The organism is Kytococcus sp. Marseille-QA3725, from assembly GCF_054950055.1.
In genome coordinates this window covers 188959-205531 of the sequence record NZ_JBUCLA010000001.1, presented here as the reverse complement: position 1 = coordinate 205531, position 16573 = coordinate 188959, and the positions used below count along the sequence as shown (strand labels likewise).

Below are 16573 nucleotides of genomic sequence, written 5' to 3'. Positions count from 1 at the left end.
GACCCATGGCCGGCGGACTCGCTGCCCTGCTCGACGACATCGCCGCCATGGCGCGCCTCGCGGCGGCCAGCACCGACGACATTGCCGCCGGCGCCGGGCGCGCCAGCGTCAAGACCGCCGGCGTGGTCGTGGACGACGCAGCGGTCACCCCGCAGTACCTGCACGGGGCCGAGCCCAACCGCGAGCTGCCGATGATCTGGCGCATCGCCAAGGGCTCGCTGCGCAACAAGGCGATCATCGTGCCGGTGGCGCTGCTGCTGAGCGTCGTCCTCCCGCAGGCCCTCATGGTCCTGCTCATGCTCGGCGGCACCTATCTCTGCTACGAGGGAGCCGAGAAGGTGTGGGAGAAGCTCTCCGGCCACGGCGAGGAGGGCAAGGCCGAGTCCGAGCGCAGCGAGGAGGACGAGGAGTCGGTCGTCAAGAGCGCCGTCACCACGGACTTCGTGCTCTCCTGCGAGATCCTGGTGATCGCACTCAACGAGGTCACCGACCAGCCGATCCTCAACCGGGCGCTGATCCTCGTCGTGGTCGCGCTGCTCATGACCGTGGTGGTCTACGGCGCCGTCGCGCTCATCGTGAAGATGGACGACGCGGGCCTGCACCTGGCCCGGGAGAACGACGAGGGCTCGTTCATGTCCCGCCTCGGCCGCGGCATGGTCAAGGCCATGCCGACGGTGCTCGCGGCCATCGGGTTCATCGGCATGCTCGCGATGCTGTGGGTCGGTGGCCACATCATCCTCAAGGGGCTGGACGACCTCGGGTGGCACGCCCCCTACGCCCTGGTGCACCACCTGGCCGAGCCCGCCCACCACCTGCCCGGCGTGGGCGGCGTGGCCGCCTGGCTGGTCGACACCGTCTGCGCGATGCTGCTGGGCCTCGTCTGGGGTGCAGTGGTCGTGCTGGTCATGCACCTGCTGCCCTTCCGGTCGACCTCCCACGGCAGCCACCTGCCGCCGGCCCACGAGCGTCGGGCCGACCTGCAGGAGGCCGGGGTCTCCTTCGGCGGGTCCGACAACGGGGCCACCGGCTCGCGCCGCGCCGGCACCGACGAGTGACGGGACGGACCGGACCGATCCATCCTCGCCGGCCCTCCCCGCTGGGTGGCCGCCGGCCGCGCCGGGACGAGCTCGCGCAGTTCGCCGGGGAAACCGTCGACGACCTGCTGCACGACCGCGTGCGCCTGCTGGTCGTCGGCATCAACCCGGGGCTGTGGACCGCCGCGGTCAACGCGCCCTTCGCCCGGCCTGGCAACCGCTTCTGGCCGTCGCTGCACCGCGCCGGGCTGACCGGCCACCAGCTGGACGTCGCCCACGGCCTGACGGACGAGGACGCCGCGCACCTGCGCGAGCGCGGACTGGGCATCACCAACCTCGTCGCCCGCGCGACCGTCCGCGCCGACGAGCTGACGCGCGAGGAGCTGCGTGCCGGACGGCAGCGCCTGACCGAGCTCGTGCCGCAGCTGGCCGAGGCCTCCGGCCGACTGCCCGTGGTGGCGGTCGCGGGCGTCACCGCCTTCCGTGACGCCTGGGAGGACCGGAAGGCCGTCCTGGGCCGCCGGGAGGACACCGTCGCCGGAGCTCCGCTGTGGGTGGTGCCGCAGCCGTCGGGGCTCAACGCGCACGAGAACGTCGACACCCTCGCCGAGAAGTGGCGAGCAGTGGCCGCAGAGGTCGACTGGGACTGACCGCCCCGGGCGGCGGTTGCCATCATGGGCGGCATGGCACGCCTGCTGATCGTCCACCACTCCCCCTCCCGCCATGTGGAGGCGCTCACCCGCTCCGTGGTCGAGGGGGCCGGTGACGACGCCATCGAGGGGGTGGAGGTGGTGGTGTGCCCTGCCCTGGAGGCCACGGCCGAGGACGTGCTGGACGCCCGGGGCGTCGTGCTCGGCACCCCGGCCAACTTCGGGTACATGTCCGGGGCCCTCAAGCACTTCTTCGACAGCACCTTCCTGCACGTCGGCGGCGGGCTGGACGACGACGGCGGGGCGGGTGGAGGCACCGCCCCCTCCGGCGCGATCCCGTGGGGTCTGTACGTCCACGGCCGCTACGACACCGGCGGTGCGGTGCGCGCGGTGGAGTCGATCGCCGGGGCCCTGCCCTGGCGCCGGGCGGCCCCCGTGCTGGAGGTGCTCGGTGACGTCGGCACGCCGGAGCAGGAGGCGGCCTACGAGCTGGGTGCCACGCTGTCGGCGCTGGTCTCCACCGCCGGGTGAGCCGGCACCGTGGACGACGGCCGGGCGGCTCCCGGCGCGTCAGCCGTCGACGAGCTTGAGGCCGATGACGCAGCCCACCAGACCCACCAGCAGCAGGGCCTTGGCCAGGCTGAACGGCTCCTCACCGGTGCTGACGGCGTACAGCACGGTCGTCGCGGCCCCGACGGCCACCCAGATCGAGTAGCCGGTACCGGTCGGCAGCGTCTTCAGTGCCCACCAAAGACCCCACATCGACACCATCGACCCACCCACGAAGGCGGCGATCGCCCCGTAACTCTGCGGTCCGGTGATGCGTCCCAGGGCGGTGGCCCACACGGCCTCGAACAGGCCCGAGATGATCAGCACGATCCACGCCATGACGAACTCCTCGCGTGGTCGTCTTGTCGCGTCGCCGGGTACGACCACCCTCGCCCGGGAGCCGGTCGGGCTCGCCGGGAGGTTAACAGGGGCCACCTCACACGCGTCGAATCCAGCAACCGGGGCCGGGTGCTGCGAAGATCGGCACCGTGACTGCGCGCGTGATGTGGGACGGACAGGCCGACCTCCGGTGGTCGATGGAGCAGCTCGCCGACGAGGCACTCGACCGGGCAGGGGTCGACCTCGACGCACGGGGCTTCCTCGTGGGCCTCCCGGAGGCCGACGAGTCGCTGCCGGTTCTCATCGAGCCCTCGCGCCGGGCCTTCGACGTCACCGGCCTGGAGACCCTGCTCGGCTCCGCCCAGCGGCAGTTCGACGCCCTGCCCGAGCCGATGGAGCAGGACGAGTTCACGGCCTCGGAGCACTACGACGCGGCTCGCCTGGAGGGCTGCCGCCGACAGGTCGTCACGGACGCCCTGACCAACGGTGCCCGCTTCGCCGACCGGACCCTGCGGGTGGGCCTGAGCGTGGTGGTGGGCAGCTACCGCGTCTTCCCGGTGCTCGCCTTCCGCGAGAGCTCCCTGGAGGCACTGCCGCGCCTGCACCGCCACCAGGCCAGCGGACTGGTCATCGACGAGTCCTTCCCCGAGGCGATCATCACCGACGTGCTGCGCGCCGCTTCCCGGGAGCTCGACCGCGTCGTGCCGGCCACCCTCATGGGGGTCGATGCCGGGGCGATCCTGCGCTCGGCCGCCGACAGCTTCGTCAACAGCGTCGTCTCCCGCACCGGGCAGGAGTACCCGCACGGCCTGCGCGACGCTCTCGACGCGGTCTCCGCGGAGACCTACGAGGGCCGCGCCAGCCTCGGTTCGCTCATCCTGGCGGCCCCGGAGCACCCGGGCGTGACGCAGGACATCCTGTTCGACCAGGAGACGGCGCTCACCGCGCCCAGCCACTTCCGCAAGATGCTGGAGATGTCCGGTCGCGGGCTCCGGCTGCTGACCGACGGACGCACGGCATTCGGCCTCGGCTCCCTGACCCGCGGGGACCTGGACGCCGAGGACTGCTTCGTCATCGACGTCGTCGGAAACGGCGCGTGGGAGCTGTGGCACGGGTCCACCGCCCTGCTGCGCATGGACCACGGCCAACCCTCGGTGCCCACCGAGGCGATGAACCCCGACACCTTCTCGGACACGGTGCGCCGCGTCTTCGGCCAGGACGCCGATGCCGACGTCCTGTGGGACATGGCCCAGGTCTGCGCCGGCCAGCAGCACGGCACGATGCTGGTAGTGCACCCGGACGCCGCGAACGAGGGCAAGCGCCTGCTGCCGCAGTCGTTCACGATCACCCCCACCGTGCTGGGCGGGCGCGCGTTCAAGAACCTCACCAAGATCGACGGCGCGGTGCTGGTGGACCCCTACGGCGCCTGCCACGCCGTCGGCGTCATCCTCGACGGCGCCGCCACGGGCACCGGGGACGCCAGCCGCGGGGCGCGCTACAACTCGGCCATCCGCTACCTGGCCGGTGAGGGCAAGGGGTCGATGGTCATCATCGTCAGCGAGGACGGCACCATCGACCTGCTGCCCACGCTGATGCGACGGGTCCGCAGGCAGACCGTGCAGACCCGGGTGGACCAGTTCCTCGAGGCGGTCCGCGACGAGGAGGACTACGAAAAGCTGGCCCGGTTGAACCACGCCTGCGAGAAGGTGGAGTTCTACCTGACCGCCGAGCAGTGCGAGCTGCTGAACGAGGCGCGCGAGTCCGTCGAGGAGCGCCGCTGGGCCGAGGAGCGGGTGCGCCTGCAGGTGGTGCCGGTGCAGCCGCACCCCGGCATGGACGAGAGCTACTTCATCGATCCCGGGTGATGCCGGGCTCCGCGGGCAGACGAGGTGACTTCGGCCACGGGTTCGCGGGAAAGACGCTCTGCAAGTTGCTCTTCACAGAGCGCCCAGCCCGGGCGGGTGGGCCCGCAGTTGGTCCACCCTATGGTCAGTGGGCAGAGGAGCTCCCCTGCTATGATCAGTGGGCAGGGGAGTTCCCCTGCCCACTGACCATTTGACGCCGCCAGCGTGTCGCAGACCGAAAGGCCTCCCTCCATGAACACCTCGCACCAGAACACCGCCCTCAGCCGCCGCACCGTCGCCAAGGGTGCCCTGTGGACCGCACCTGCCATCAGCCTGACTGCTGCCGCTCCCGCCGTGGCCGCCAGTCCCTCCTGCGTGTCCTACACCGGTGCGTTCACCCAGCCCAGCTCGTACAACCCGGTCCCGATGGCCTACACCTTCACGGGCTCCGACGGCTCGACCGTCACCGTGTCGCTGTCCACCCGGGCCTACGGCGGCAAGACCCTCCTGGCCAACAACCTCACCGCCGCGGGCAATGTCAACAAGGGCTACAACGGCCTTGGGGACCTGCGCCACGACGGTCTGCAGCTGCAGCAACAGGGCACGGGCGGTCAGGTGCTGACCTTCTCCTTCAGCCAGGAGGTCTCCAACCTGCAGTTCACGGTGGCCGACATCGACAACGACGGCACGCGGTACCGGGACTCGATCGTCCTCAGCCCGGCCCCGACCACGGCAACCAACGGACGAGCCGTGGTCGGTGACGGCACCACCGCCGCTCCGCTGCGCACCACCGGCACCAGCCCGGTCAACTCCGACACCTTGGCCAACCGCTCGACGGTGACCATGGCCGACCCGCTGTCCTCCTTCAGCCTCGACTTCTCGTCCAGCACCGGCACGACCGCCCAGCAGATCTTCATCACCGGCATGAGCTTCGACGTCTGCTGATCTCGCCACACTGCCCGCGCCACGTGCCGCCTCTTGGCCACCGAGAACACGCGGTTGCCTTTGCTGGCCCCGGGGGTGTCCCTGTGGCATTGGTCAAGCGGCGGCGGTGGGTGTTTGGCAGGTGGTGCCGTTCTTGAGCATGGTGTGTAGGACGTCGCAGCGGCGTCGGGCCAGGCAGGTCAGGGCGGCGTTGTGCTTCTTGCCTTGGGCTCGGTTGCGGTCGTAGTGGGCGCGGCTGACGGGGTCGGCCAGGGCCTCCTCACCGGTGTCCGCGGTGCGTGGGGCGTGGTGCGGGCGGCTTCGGCGATCACGTACGCGCCGCGGGCGTCGGTCTCGGCGTTGCCGGGGTGCAGGTCAGCGATCCGGCGCATCGCCAGCCCGGGCAGGTAGGCCACGTGGGCGCCGACCTCGCGGGCCACGGCGATCTGGTCGGTGGTGATCACTGGCGGTCCTCCTGTGAGGTGCTCAGAACCGTGGTCGCCACATGGGTCACGTCGCGGCGTGCTGGCACCCACGTCCGCGTTGAGACCTCCGAGGTTCAGGTCGGGGCCGGGCCCTTATCAGCAGTCATCACCGGGCCACCAGACCCCGCGACACCCCCCGGATCATGACCACATCAGGGGCAATCAGTCATACCCGGCCCAGCGACCAACCCCCACGGAGTGGGAGCACCAAGAAGGTGACGGGGACGATGAACACGTCACCGCGCGACGCCGAGTCACTGCTGCGCGAGTTCGCCGGGCAGCTCAGTCACGGTCGTCCACCGGCAGCAGTGTCACGAGCGGGCGCGATCGCACGGTGCGGACGAAGGGCGAGGGCTCGTCGGCCTCCCACTCCTCCGGGGTCAGTCGGGTGACGTTGACCTCCAGCCCGAGCGCCTGCCCCGCAGCGTCGGCGGCCCGTGCCAGGTCCCGCCGCCGCGCCGCCCCGACCACCAGCAGGTCGAGGTCGTTGGGGAAGGGGCCGGTCTCCCCCGAGCGGCGCGCGGCCCAGGAGCCGAACACGTGGGCCGACCGGACCCCCTCGATCCCCTCGAGGAGCCCCCGCAGCACGGGAACCGGCCCGTAGGTGGCGGCGATGATCTCCTGCATCGGGGCGAACAGCGGGTGCTCGGGGTCGGCCCGCACCATGCGGTTGCGCCCCTCTTGCCGGTCGACGAGGACGCCCCCCTCCAGCAGCCGCACGACCTCCCGGTGGACCACGCTGGGGGCCAGACCCGTCCGGCGACCGAGCTCCGCCAGCGAGCTCTCCTCCCCCGGACGCCCGAGCGTCTCGGCCAGCAGCGCCCCGACGGCATCCGAGCGCACGAACGGGGTCAGGGCCGGGGGGAGGGTCTTCACGGAACGTGACGATGTCTTCCGCTCAACGGGACATCAAGGACCGGGGCACAGCTCGGGGCGCGCCCTTCCGGCGCCCGTCGGGGCGGCCTCCTGCCCCGCCACACGAGGGCTATGGTCGAAGGACACCATCACCGAGGGGAAGGGGCTGCCGTGGAGGCGCTTCTGCAGGATCGCAAGGCACTGGTCACCGGCGGGACGCTGGGCATCGGGGCGGGCATCGCCCGCACGCTGGAGAGCCACGGGGCCCAGGTCGTCGTCACCGGGGTCACCGAGGAGGAGTGCGAGACGGCGCGCGGCGAGGGGATGCGCGCGCTCGTCCTGGACGTGCGGGACGCCGACTCCTGCCGCGAGGTCGTCGCCCGTGCCGCCGAGCTGCTCAGCGGCCTGGACACGCTGGTCTCGAACGCGGGCGTCTACCCGCAGGCGCGCATCGAGGAGGCGGGCGCCCAGGACTTCGACACCATCTTCGACATCAACGTGCGCGGCACGCTGCAGGTCGTGCAGGCCGCGGTGCCCGCGCTGCGGGAGTCGGGCCGGGGGCGCGTGGTGCTCACGAGCTCGATCACGGGGAACCTGACCGGCTTCCCGGGCTGGTCGCTCTACGGCGCCACCAAGGCGGCACAGATGGGTTTCGTCCGGTCGGCCGCGATCGAGCTGGCGAGCGACCGCATCACCGTCAACGCCGTGCTGCCCGGCAACATCGTCACCCCCGGCCTGGAGGAGATGGGCCAGGAGTACATGGACCAGATGGCCCGCACGGTGCCGCTGGGCTTCCTCGGCGAGCCGGAGGACATCGGCGAGACCGCCGCCTTCCTGGCCTCCGACGGGGCACGCTACGTGACCGGCCAGGGCATCGTCGTGGACGGCGGGCAGGTGCTGCCGGAGACCCCCGAGGCCCTGGAGGGCTGAGGACGGGCCGACGCCGAATCGCTTTGAGAGGGAGTTGTTACCGCCGGGGGCTTCCACGGCCCCCGGCGGCGTCCTACGGTCGGAGGAGGGCCGCCCACACGAGAGCGGCCCCGCCGCACAGGGGGTGCGGTGAGGATCGACCCGAGGGGGACGAGATGACGACACGACGACTCACGACGGACTGGACCGCGCGCATCGCCGGGGCCGGCCTCGCAGCCACTCTGGTGCTGACCGGCTGCGGCGGGGACGACGGAGGCTCGGACCAAGGTGGCGGGGGCGACGCCGGACCGAGCGCCGAGGCCCCGGCCAGCGAGGCGGCCGACACCCCGGCAGCCGACACACCGGCGGAGGACGCCGCGGGCGGCGACACGACGGAGGAGACCGGCAGCGACGGGGCCGGCGAGGGCCCCGGCCAGGAGGCCACCGCGCCGATCACCCCGGACGGGACGACCGAGGAGCCCGTGGACGCGCCGCCGGAGGAGTCCGGTGACGAGGCACCTGCGGAGGAGGGCGACGAGGCCGAGCAGCCCACCGAGCCGGAGGAGCCGGCACCGTCGGCAGAGCAGCCCGCCCCCGAGCCGAGCACGAGCAGCTCCGAGGAGGCCCGCCCCAGCTCCTCCGGCGGCGACGACGGCGAGGAGTGCGCTCAGCTCAGCGAGCAGGACGCCTTCCTGCAGAACGTGGACAAGGTGCCGCCGGCCTTCCCGGACGACCCGGACATCGTCTGGTCCCAGGCCGACGGCTCCACATACCACCCGTGCGCCGGGCTGTCCTGGATCACCCTCGGCATCCGGGGAACGGCATCCTCGCCCTTCCAGATCATGCTCTTCCACGAGGGTGAGTACCTGGGCACCACGCTCGCCAAGGCGCCGGGCTTCTTCCCCGACGTCCGCCGCGTGGACGACGACACCCTCGAGGTGACCTACCGCTACCCGAAGGAGGGCGAGGCGAACGCGGAGGCGTCCGGGCGGGCGGTCTCCCAGTTCACCTGGAGCGACAAGGCCGGCAAGGTGGTCCACTCCGGGGAGCTGCCTCCCGGCCTGTGACCCGACCGCCTCGGACATGACCGCACCCTGCATGAGAACCGTTCGCATGTAGGGTGCGGTCATGTCCACACCGCCCCGCCCCGAGGACGTCTGGTCGGCCTCGGACTACGCCCCCACCGCCCACCGCCTCTCGCCCCCCCCTCGCCGAGCTCGTCGCGCGACGCCTCGGGGACCGCATGACCGCGGCGGTCTCCGCGGGCGCGAGCCAGGAGCCGCCCCACATGGCCTGTGGGCGCGGCGAGGTGGTCCGCGAGCGCCTTGCCCCGTGGTTCGACGAGGTGCACGTGGAGCACCGAGACCTGCCGTGGAACTTCACGAGCGTCCAGGAGGGCATGGACCTCTACCTCAACGGGAGCCCCACCCACGCCTGGATGCTGGATGCCGGCGGCGAGCGCCGGGAGGCCCTCCTGGAGGCCCTGCAGCAGCACCTCACCGAGCACGCGGACACCGACGGCCGGGTGCACTCCACCGCCGGCTACGCCGTGGTGACGGCGATCCGACCCACCGCCTGATCCCGGCGGTGCGGTCGCGCCCCCGGGGAGCCGCTGCGACGATGGAGGACAGCACGGGCCGCGCCCACCCGGCGGGCCCACCCCGATCGCAGGAGGTCCGCACCATGCAGAACGCCCGCGTCCTCGCGCTGGTCACCAGCGCCGCCCGCTACGAGAAGGTCGGCTACCGGACGGGCCTGTGGCTCGGCGAGCTGACCCACGTGCACGACGCCCTGGCCGAGGCCGGCCACCAGATGGACGTGGTGAGCGTCCGCGGCGGGCAGGTCCCGCTCGACCCGGTGAGCCTGCTGCCCCCGGTGCTCCGGATGGGCGGCACGGAGAAGCGCTACGCCGACCCCGGGTACATGCGGCAGCTGGACGCCACCCGGGCCGCCTCCGAGGTGACGGCCGACGACTACGACGCGATCTTCCTGGCCGGCGGCCACGGCACGATGTTCGACTTCCGGGACCCCACCGTCACGCGCCTGGTCTCGGACTTCGCCGGGCAGGGCAAGGCCGTCTCCGCCGTCTGCCACGGCCCGGTGGGGCTGCTGGACGCCACCGGGGCCGACGGCTCGCCGCTGCTCTCCGGGCGCAGCGTCACCGGGTTCAGCTGGGCCGAGGAGAAGGCCGCCTTCCGTGGCGACGCCGTGCCGTTCAACCTGCAGGACGAGCTCTCCCAGCGCGCCGGCAACTACTCGAAGGCACCGGTGCCGATGGCCAAGAAGGTGGTCGTGGACGGGCCGCTGATCACCGGCCAGAACCCGACCAGCGCCAAGGGCGTGGGCGAGGCGCTCGTCGAGGCCCTGGACGCGGCTCCCGAGCACGTCTGACGCCCGGGGGACGGGACGCCACCCGGTGCGACGATGCCGCCATGGCCACCACCCCTGTCCGTGCGGATCCCCCGACCTGCGCGCCTGCTGCAGCCCCTGCCTGAGGGCCGAGGAGCTGCCTTCCACCGCCGAGGCGCTCATGCGCTCGCGCTACTCCGCCTTCGTGCTGGAGGACGCCGACCACCTCTGGCGCACCCGGCACCCACGGACCCGGCCACCGTCGGTGGACGTGGGCGGGGTGGAGTGGCTCGGGCTGGAGGTCGTCGACACCCTGGACGGCCAGCCGGGCCAGCAGACGGGTGAGGTCGAGTTCGTCGCCCGGGCGCGATGCCGCGCAGCCCGACCCCGTTGTCACCGGCGAGCGCCACGCTGGCGGCCGCGGTGCCGTGGGGGTCCCCGCCGTTGGTGGCCGGCGGACGCCATCGACCCAGCCCCTGTCGGAAGACGCCGCCGTTGGTGCACGAGCCCGACCGGGTGTGATCGAAGCGGCCGGCAAACTCCTCGTGCTCGGGCATCACGCCGGCGTCCGCGATGCCGACGCGGACGCCCTTGCCGGTCGCGAGGCGGTTGGCGGCCACCGAGCGGGAGCGGTCCGCGACCGGCCCCGGCACCTGCCGCCGGGCCGAGGGAGCCACCTTCCGCACAGGCACCCGCGGCTCGTCGGGCTGCAGGTGACCGGACCGGCCGGCGGACTCGACCTCCGGCGCGCGTCGCACAGCCCGCACGACCGCCTCCACCCGAGCGTCCGGGGCCTTGCCCACCGTCACGCCGATGGCCGGCCACGAGGTCACGACCCTGCCACCGGCGGCCCGGATGCGCTGGGCCACGGCGTACTGCGCGCGCTTTCCCGGTGCCGAGTTCACCAGGAAGGTGGTGCCCTCGTGCACCGCAGCCGTGTCCTGCGCGGGCTCCGCCCCGGCGGGTGCCGCGCCCGCCGAGGTGCTGGCCGGGGGCAGGTCCTCGGCCGCCCGGACGGCGCCCTGCGGGACAGCCACCGTGGCAGTCGCCGCCAGCCCGGTGTCCGTCACCGCGAGTGCCACCGTGAGCCTCCTGGTGACCGCGAGTCCCCTGTGTCCCATGCCCGTGCGTCAGGTCGTCTGCTGCACTATGCGACGGACAGCACGCCCGTCCTGCCACCCCGCAGCAGATCCCTCGAAGAATGGCCCGGCGCGCCCGGGCCGGGTACACTCGCCGTTTGGCCTAGCCGCAGCGGCGATGGCCGGTCATCCACGAAAGGTGTCCCTGTGCATCCCCGCATGAGCAGCCGACTGGCTGCTGAGTTCCTCGGTGCGTTCGTCCTCGTCTTCGGCGGTTGCGGCAGCGCGATCTTCGCCGCCAGCGTCCTGTCCGACAACCCCAACGTGAACATGGGTATCGGCTTCCTCGGTGTCGCCCTCGCCTTCGGTCTGACCGTGCTGTGCATGGCCTACGCCGTCGGGCACGTCTCCGGCGGGCACTTCAACCCGGCCGTCTCCATCGGTGCCGCCGTGGCGGGCCGCCTCGAGTGGGCGGCGGTGGTGCCCTACATCGTGGCCCAGGTCGTCGGCGCGTCGGCGGCCGGTGGCGTGCTGTACGCCATCGCGTCGGGCAAGAAGGGGTTCTCGGCCTCGGAGTCCGGCTTCGCCACCAACGGCTACGGCGCCCTCTCCCCCGACGGCTACTCGCTGATGGCGGTGCTCCTGGCTGAGGTCGTGCTCACCGCGATCTTCCTGCTGGTCATCCTGGGCGCCACCGACGAGCGGGCCCCGATCGGCTTCGCCCCGCTGGCCATCGGTCTGTCGCTCACCCTGATCCACCTGGTGTCGATCCCGATCTCGAACACCTCGGTGAACCCGGCCCGGTCGCTGGGCGTCGCGTGGTTCGCCGGCGGCGATGCGCTCTCCCAGGTGTGGGCGTTCATCGTGGCCCCGATCGTGGGTGCCGTGCTGGCCGGCGTCGCCTACAAGGCGCTCTTCCCGGACACCTCCGACCACGTGCTCGAGGATCTGGACGAGACCGTCTGAGCGGACCGGGGCGGGGTGGTTCGGCCGACGAGCCGCGCCAGCATCCGCCCCGGCCCCGGCCCAACACGCTGAAGGTGGGGCTGACGCGGCGTCGACGCCGCGTCAGCCCCACCTTCAGCGTGTCCGGTTCAGGCGCGCACGGGGGTGCCGACGGTCCAGCCACCGTCGACGAGCAGGTTCTCTCCCACCACGTGGTCGGCCATGGAGGAGGCGAGGAAGGCCACCGCGTCCGCGATGTTCTGCGGGGTGGCCCACGTGTCACGCGGGGTCTGGCCGGTGAGGGCGTCCTTGGTGGGCTGGTCGTACAGGGCCGTCATCTCCGTGGTGACGAAGCCCGGAGCCACCGAGTTCACGTTGATGCCGTGCGGCGCGTAGTCGATGGCGACCTGCCGGGTCAGGTTGAGGATGGCGCCCTTGGACGCGCAGTACGCCGCGAACTCGGGGTTGCCCCGGAACCCGCTGATCGAGCTGATGTTGACGACCTTGCCGCCCCGCCCCTGCGCCAGCATCTGCTTGATCGCCGCCCGGGTGCAGAAGAAGGTGCCGTCCACGTTGACCGCGAACTGCTTGCGCCAGGTGTCGTCGTCCGTGTCCAGGATCGAGCCGCTGGTCAGCACGCCCGCGTTGTTCACGAGGATGTCCAGAGAGCCGTGGCGGGTGACGGTCTCCTGCACGGCAGCCTCGACGGCCGTGGGATCCGTGACGTCGAGCTCCACGTAGGAGGCCGCGCCGCCCTCGGAGGTGATCTGCTCGACGGTCGTGTTGCCGCCCTCCCGCGGCTGCTCGGTGAGGTCGGCGTTGACGACCGTGGCGCCACCCTTGGCGAGGGTCAGCGCGATGGCTCGCCCGATGCCGGACGAGGCACCCGTGACGAGTGCGACCTTGTCGGTGAAGTCGATCATGGAAGTCCCCCTGTGTCGGTTCCGGTCCTCCCACCATAGGGAGGCCCGAACCACCGGCGTGCCCCGGGCCCGACGGGGTTCAGGCCCGGGGCACGCCGGGCGTTCGCGTGCGACCACCGGTCGCACGCGAACGGCCCGACACCCCACCAGAGGTCGGCCGTTCGTGGATCGGGAGCGCCCAGGAGGCCATGTCGTCCGTACGTCGGCGCAGATGTGTGCCTGCGTTCCGGAACCTGCACGGTGAATGCGCAGGTTCTGGAACGCAGGCACACATCTGCCGTCGCGGAGCGTGCTGGCGGGGGCCAGTGGCGCGGGTTCGCCCAGCGGTATCGACACCGGGCCCCGGGGGCCCTACTGTCGAGTCGTCTTCGTCGACTCCCGAAAAGCCTCGCCCAGGAGCCCCCGTGAAGGTCCTCGTCGTCCGTGCGCACCCCCTCGACTCCCGCCACTCCCGCTCGATGCAGATGGCCGACGCCTTCGTGGAGGCCCTCACCGCGTCGCACGACGATGCCGTGGTCCACGAGGTGCGCCCGTACCTGGACGTGGTCCCCGAGATCGACGTGGACCTGCTCACCGCCTGGCGGTCCCTGGGTGCAGGCACGGCGTTCGAGGACCTGCCCGCCACGCAGCAGGCGAAGCTCACCCTCCTCGACTCCTACACCCAGGACTTCCTCGACGCGGACCTGGTGGTGCTGGCCAACCCGCTGTGGAACCTGTCGGTGCCCACCCGCCTGAAGGCGTGGATCGACACGGTGATCGTCGCGGGCAAGACCTTCCGCTACACCGAGACCGGGGCACCCGAGGGCCTGGTGCCCGGCAAGAAGCTGGTCCACCTCCAGGCCAGCGGCAGCGACTTCGGCCTCCAGGACCCGGCGGCCACCTACATCAAGGCCGTCTTCTCCTTCATCGGCTGCGAGGTCAGCCAGGTCGCGGCCGGGGGCATGGACCACGACCCGGACCGGGCCGAGGAGATCATGGCCGACGCGCTCTCACAGGTCCGGGAGCTCGCCCGGTCGTTCTGATGCCCGCTCGCCCAGTCGTTCTGAGGCCGGCCGCCCCGATCCCCGAACGGCCGGTTCCTTCTGGTGAGGACCATGGAGAAAGCTCACGAAACGCGCCTGCGTCTGGAGTAGGCCTCCGTATGCCCTGAAGGGGCTCCGCATTCCTCCTCGTTCGGTCAGAGTGGTGTCACGTCACTGGCACGCTGCCGAACATGTCCCCCTCAGCAGTGAATCCCCCGCCCCGCGTCCGTGCCCGGCACGGACGCGCCGGCCGTGCTGCCCTCCCCTCTGCCCAGCGTCCTGACGCCCGACACGTGGCCGTCGACGGTGCAGCACGTCGTCGTCGACCTCCACACCCCCTCCTGGGGGCTCCGCCTCGGCCACGGCCGAACGGGCCCTCCTCGCCGCGGCGCTCTGCATCCTGCTGGCCTGGGCGGTGTCCCTGCACCACGCCTTCCGCGTGCGGCGCGAGCTCGACACGCTCGCCGGCGGCTGCACCCGCCGAGGGCGCCAGCCCGGACGGCGCCACCCGCTGGAGCGGTTTCTCGGGCAGGTCGGATTCATGAGGATCGTCGGCTGGTCCCGCCCATAGGCTGCGACCATGACCACGAACTCGCCCGACCCCGCCACGTACCTCGACCCCGAGGAGCCCGTCACCGGCTGTGACGATGCCGGTCTCTCGCGCGTCGCGGAGCTGTTCGGCCACCCGCTGCCGCCCGACTACGCCGACGTGCTCCGCCGCTTCGGTGGCTACAACGCCGACCTCCTCCGCCCCGACGGCAGCGAAGTCCACCAGTTCCGCATCCACGACGCCGACGCCGTGGAGGAGGACTTGGACTACGAGACCGTCGAGGAGTACGGCATCGCCGTGGCCGGCATGGACGCCTGGCGCTGGATCCTCCACCAGGGCGAGGACGGGCCGGTCTACCTCAACGTGGACATCGGCTCGGGCGATGTGGTGGACGAGTGCCACGGCACCTTCGCCGACCTGCTCGCCATGGTCGTGGCGGAGGCCGACGCCTTCCTCGAGGGCGACGAGGCCGTCCAGGACAATCCACCAGAGGCTCCCGTCCCCTCTGACCCCCTGGAACTGCTGGACCCGACAGCCTTCCACCCCGGGGCCACCGTCGAGGCCATCGAGGCCGCGGAGGATCGACTCGGCTGCACGTTCCCCGACGATCTCCGCACCGTCCTGCGGCACACCAACGGTTACCGCCACCCCGCCTCCCCGGTCGATCCCCACATCCTGGTGGATGTGGCCCTGTTCACGCTCGACGAGATGGTCGCCCAGCACGAACAGAACGCCGTCCTCCGCGAAACCTGGCCAGAGGCCATCGTCGTCGGTTGTTGGGACGAGAACTTCCCCTACGCCTACGACGCAGCCACGGGGATGTGGTTCGGGCCGCACTACGCCGAAGGGGCGGCCAGGCCGTGGGTCCGCTACGGGCCCTCCATGGCGCACTTCCTCGCGACGGTGCTGAAGCGCTAGGCCCCTCGGGGAGGCGCCAGCGGCGTCGGAAGCACGCGAGGGGAGACGACTGCCCCGTCGCCTGCCGTCACTCGGCGCGGAAGCGGGCCTCCACGGTGATCCGTGCCTCCACCTCGCGCGGGGTGATGTCGTAACCCTCGCCGGCACCGGCACCCGCGACTGCCTGCACGCGGGCTCCTCCGAAAGCCGGCGGCTGGGGCGGCCGGCGGTCGCCGTCGCCCAGCAGTCCCGTGTCGGCCACCTCCAACGGCACGACGGTCGTGAAGCCCGAGGCCTCGGCCATCACCTGGGCGCGCTCACGGGCTCGGCGCACGGCCTCCCGGGTCACCTCGGCCTCGAGCTCCTCCAGGGTGTCGACGAGCTGTCGCATCACCTCGGTGACCCGCTGGCGGACAACAGTCCGGTCGGTGCCCTCGGAGCTGACCGACGCCCACAGGGTGGACAACTCGGGCTGACGGCAGCCGATCACCTCACTGCGCACGGTGATATCTCCATGGGCCCATCGTGGCAGCCCACACGCCGCCGTCCGAGGCCGCTCCCACCGGTGATCACCGGACGTGTGGGCCGCTCCGTCAGTCCTGCTCGGCGTAGTACGCCCAGGCGTCCCGGAACAGCTCGTCGTCCCGGCCACGCTGCAGCTCGCCGAGGGTTGAACCGGGCCAGCGCTCCCGTGCCGCCGGTCTGGGTGGCGTACAGGACCGGATCGGCACCCAGTGCGTGCAGCCGGTCACGGACCTCGGGCGAACCGAGTGCACGCGCGGAGAGGTCCTCCCAGTGGTCCATGTAGGAGTCCACCCCGTCCTGACCGTGATCGGCGTGGATCTCGTCCCATCGCCGCCCGCACCAGGTCGCGCGCTCGAAGGCCGGGTCGTTGCCCAGCTCCTCGGGGTGCTCCAGCTCCCACCCCCACTCGTCAGGCCACCAACGATGGTGGCGGCAGCGCTCCGTGTCGTTCCTGTCGAACTCCAGGGTCGCCAGGTGCTCCTCGGTGCAGAGCACCGGCATGGGCCCCAGGTTCATGTCCGCCGTGGTCAACGCCAGCACGTACAGCGACTGCCCGGCGAGCTCCGCCTCGGCCCCGGCCAGACGACTCGCCAGGCTCTCGGCGAACCGACGGCTCCACCCGTCCAGGTACTCGATGGTGGCTCGGTCCTCGTGCTCCCCCATGCGGTCACCGTAGCCCTCGCACCCCCGGGGC

General features: G+C 71.9%; 17 protein-coding genes, 4 pseudogenes and 1 riboswitch. Of the genes and pseudogenes, 13 read left to right on the top strand and 8 right to left on the bottom strand.

The features are described from left to right. The first annotated feature begins 5 nt into the window (after positions 1–5). Genes ACY8FT_RS01015 through ACY8FT_RS01005 form a run of 3 tightly spaced genes read left to right on the top strand, consistent with a single transcriptional unit; the run spans position 6 to position 2215 of the window. Positions 6–1055 carry a DUF808 domain-containing protein gene (locus tag ACY8FT_RS01015; RefSeq protein WP_462417089.1) on the top strand — a complete coding sequence of 350 codons (1050 nt, stop codon included), beginning with the start codon at positions 6–8 and terminating at the stop codon, positions 1053–1055. Further along, positions 1052–1684 (top strand): mismatch-specific DNA-glycosylase, encoded by a 633-nt coding sequence (locus ACY8FT_RS01010; RefSeq protein WP_462417088.1) that lies wholly within the window; start codon positions 1052–1054, stop codon positions 1682–1684. The genes ACY8FT_RS01015 and ACY8FT_RS01010 overlap by 4 nt, the downstream gene beginning before the upstream one ends. A gap of 33 nt (positions 1685–1717) precedes the next feature. After that, positions 1718–2215, top strand: coding sequence for a flavodoxin family protein (locus tag ACY8FT_RS01005; protein ID WP_462417087.1), 498 nt, complete (start codon positions 1718–1720; stop codon positions 2213–2215). 39 nt (positions 2216–2254) lie between these two features. Here ACY8FT_RS01005 and ACY8FT_RS01000 read toward each other — a convergent pair whose 3' ends face one another. Next, positions 2255–2572: a DMT family transporter gene (locus tag ACY8FT_RS01000; protein WP_462417086.1), complete on the bottom strand. Its 318-nt coding sequence runs from the start codon at positions 2570–2572 to the stop codon at positions 2255–2257. Between the two features lie 12 nt (positions 2573–2584). Continuing rightward, positions 2585–2648: riboswitch (guanidine-III (ykkC-III) riboswitch) on the bottom strand. 73 nt (positions 2649–2721) lie between these two features. Between ACY8FT_RS01000 and ACY8FT_RS00995 the strand changes: the two genes are divergently transcribed. Together ACY8FT_RS00995 and ACY8FT_RS00990 are read left to right on the top strand one after the other, a co-directional pair. Continuing rightward, on the top strand, positions 2722–4437 hold the full coding sequence (locus ACY8FT_RS00995; RefSeq protein ID WP_462417085.1) for a hypothetical protein: 1716 nt from the start codon (positions 2722–2724) through the stop codon (positions 4435–4437). Between the two features lie 231 nt (positions 4438–4668). Next, a complete protein-coding gene (locus ACY8FT_RS00990) occupies positions 4669–5361 on the top strand; it encodes a hypothetical protein (protein ID WP_462417084.1) in 693 nt (230 codons plus the stop codon). Between the two features lie 93 nt (positions 5362–5454). Here the strand turns inward: ACY8FT_RS00990 and ACY8FT_RS00985 are convergent. The 3 genes and pseudogenes from ACY8FT_RS00985 to ACY8FT_RS00975 form a co-directional block, all read right to left on the bottom strand. After that, positions 5455–5616, bottom strand: a pseudogene (locus ACY8FT_RS00985) (IS110 family transposase); the annotation flags it as partial. Between the two features lie 11 nt (positions 5617–5627). Next, positions 5628–5786 (bottom strand): annotated as a pseudogene (locus ACY8FT_RS00980) (IS110 family transposase); the annotation flags it as partial. Between the two features lie 321 nt (positions 5787–6107). Continuing rightward, a complete protein-coding gene (locus ACY8FT_RS00975; protein WP_462417083.1) occupies positions 6108–6701 on the bottom strand; it encodes a hypothetical protein in 594 nt (197 codons plus the stop codon). 150 nt (positions 6702–6851) lie between these two features. On the opposite strand from ACY8FT_RS00975, the gene fabG reads away from it, so the two are divergent. The 5 genes and pseudogenes from fabG to ACY8FT_RS00950 all read left to right on the top strand — a co-directional run. Beyond that, positions 6852–7610: a 3-oxoacyl-ACP reductase FabG gene (gene fabG, locus ACY8FT_RS00970; protein ID WP_462417082.1), complete on the top strand. Its 759-nt coding sequence runs from the start codon at positions 6852–6854 to the stop codon at positions 7608–7610. A 155-nt stretch (positions 7611–7765) separates the two neighbouring features. Beyond that, positions 7766–8656, top strand: a complete 891-nt coding sequence (locus ACY8FT_RS00965) for an LppP/LprE family lipoprotein (protein ID WP_462417081.1) — start codon at positions 7766–7768, stop codon at positions 8654–8656. A gap of 176 nt (positions 8657–8832) precedes the next feature. Further along, positions 8833–9168 carry a hypothetical protein gene (locus ACY8FT_RS00960; RefSeq protein ID WP_462417080.1) on the top strand — a complete coding sequence of 112 codons (336 nt, stop codon included), beginning with the start codon at positions 8833–8835 and terminating at the stop codon, positions 9166–9168. Between the two features lie 104 nt (positions 9169–9272). Beyond that, positions 9273–9980 (top strand): type 1 glutamine amidotransferase domain-containing protein, encoded by a 708-nt coding sequence (locus ACY8FT_RS00955; RefSeq protein WP_462417079.1) that lies wholly within the window; start codon positions 9273–9275, stop codon positions 9978–9980. Positions 9981–10119: 139 nt separating this feature from the next. Then, a pseudogene (locus ACY8FT_RS00950) lies at positions 10120–10260 on the top strand (YchJ family metal-binding protein); the annotation flags it as partial. A gap of 97 nt (positions 10261–10357) precedes the next feature. Here the strand turns inward: ACY8FT_RS00950 and ACY8FT_RS00945 are convergent. Next, positions 10358–10495 (bottom strand): annotated as a pseudogene (locus ACY8FT_RS00945) (hypothetical protein); the annotation flags it as partial. Between the two features lie 741 nt (positions 10496–11236). Between ACY8FT_RS00945 and aqpZ the strand changes: the two are divergent. Beyond that, entirely contained in the window at positions 11237–11983 is a 747-nt protein-coding gene (gene aqpZ, locus ACY8FT_RS00940; RefSeq protein WP_462417078.1) for an aquaporin Z, read from the top strand. 128 nt (positions 11984–12111) lie between these two features. On the opposite strand, the gene ACY8FT_RS00935 is transcribed toward aqpZ, so the two are convergent. Beyond that, positions 12112–12885, bottom strand: coding sequence for an SDR family NAD(P)-dependent oxidoreductase (locus tag ACY8FT_RS00935; protein WP_462417077.1), 774 nt, complete (start codon positions 12883–12885; stop codon positions 12112–12114). Positions 12886–13289: 404 nt separating this feature from the next. On the opposite strand from ACY8FT_RS00935, the gene ACY8FT_RS00930 reads away from it, so the two are divergent. Together ACY8FT_RS00930 and ACY8FT_RS00925 are read left to right on the top strand one after the other, a co-directional pair. Continuing rightward, positions 13290–13907 carry an FMN-dependent NADH-azoreductase gene (locus ACY8FT_RS00930; RefSeq protein ID WP_462417076.1) on the top strand — a complete coding sequence of 206 codons (618 nt, stop codon included), beginning with the start codon at positions 13290–13292 and terminating at the stop codon, positions 13905–13907. A 580-nt stretch (positions 13908–14487) separates the two neighbouring features. Continuing rightward, on the top strand, positions 14488–15375 hold the full coding sequence (locus ACY8FT_RS00925; RefSeq protein WP_462417075.1) for an SMI1/KNR4 family protein: 888 nt from the start codon (positions 14488–14490) through the stop codon (positions 15373–15375). Between the two features lie 67 nt (positions 15376–15442). Here ACY8FT_RS00925 and ACY8FT_RS00920 read toward each other — a convergent pair whose 3' ends face one another. Then, complete coding sequence (locus tag ACY8FT_RS00920) at positions 15443–15856, bottom strand: SIMPL domain-containing protein (RefSeq protein ID WP_462417074.1); 414 nt, start codon at positions 15854–15856, stop codon at positions 15443–15445. Next, positions 15841–16542, bottom strand: coding sequence for a DUF4303 domain-containing protein (locus ACY8FT_RS00915; protein WP_462417073.1), 702 nt, complete (start codon positions 16540–16542; stop codon positions 15841–15843). The genes ACY8FT_RS00920 and ACY8FT_RS00915 overlap by 16 nt, the downstream gene beginning before the upstream one ends. Positions 16543–16573: the final 31 nt, after the last annotated feature.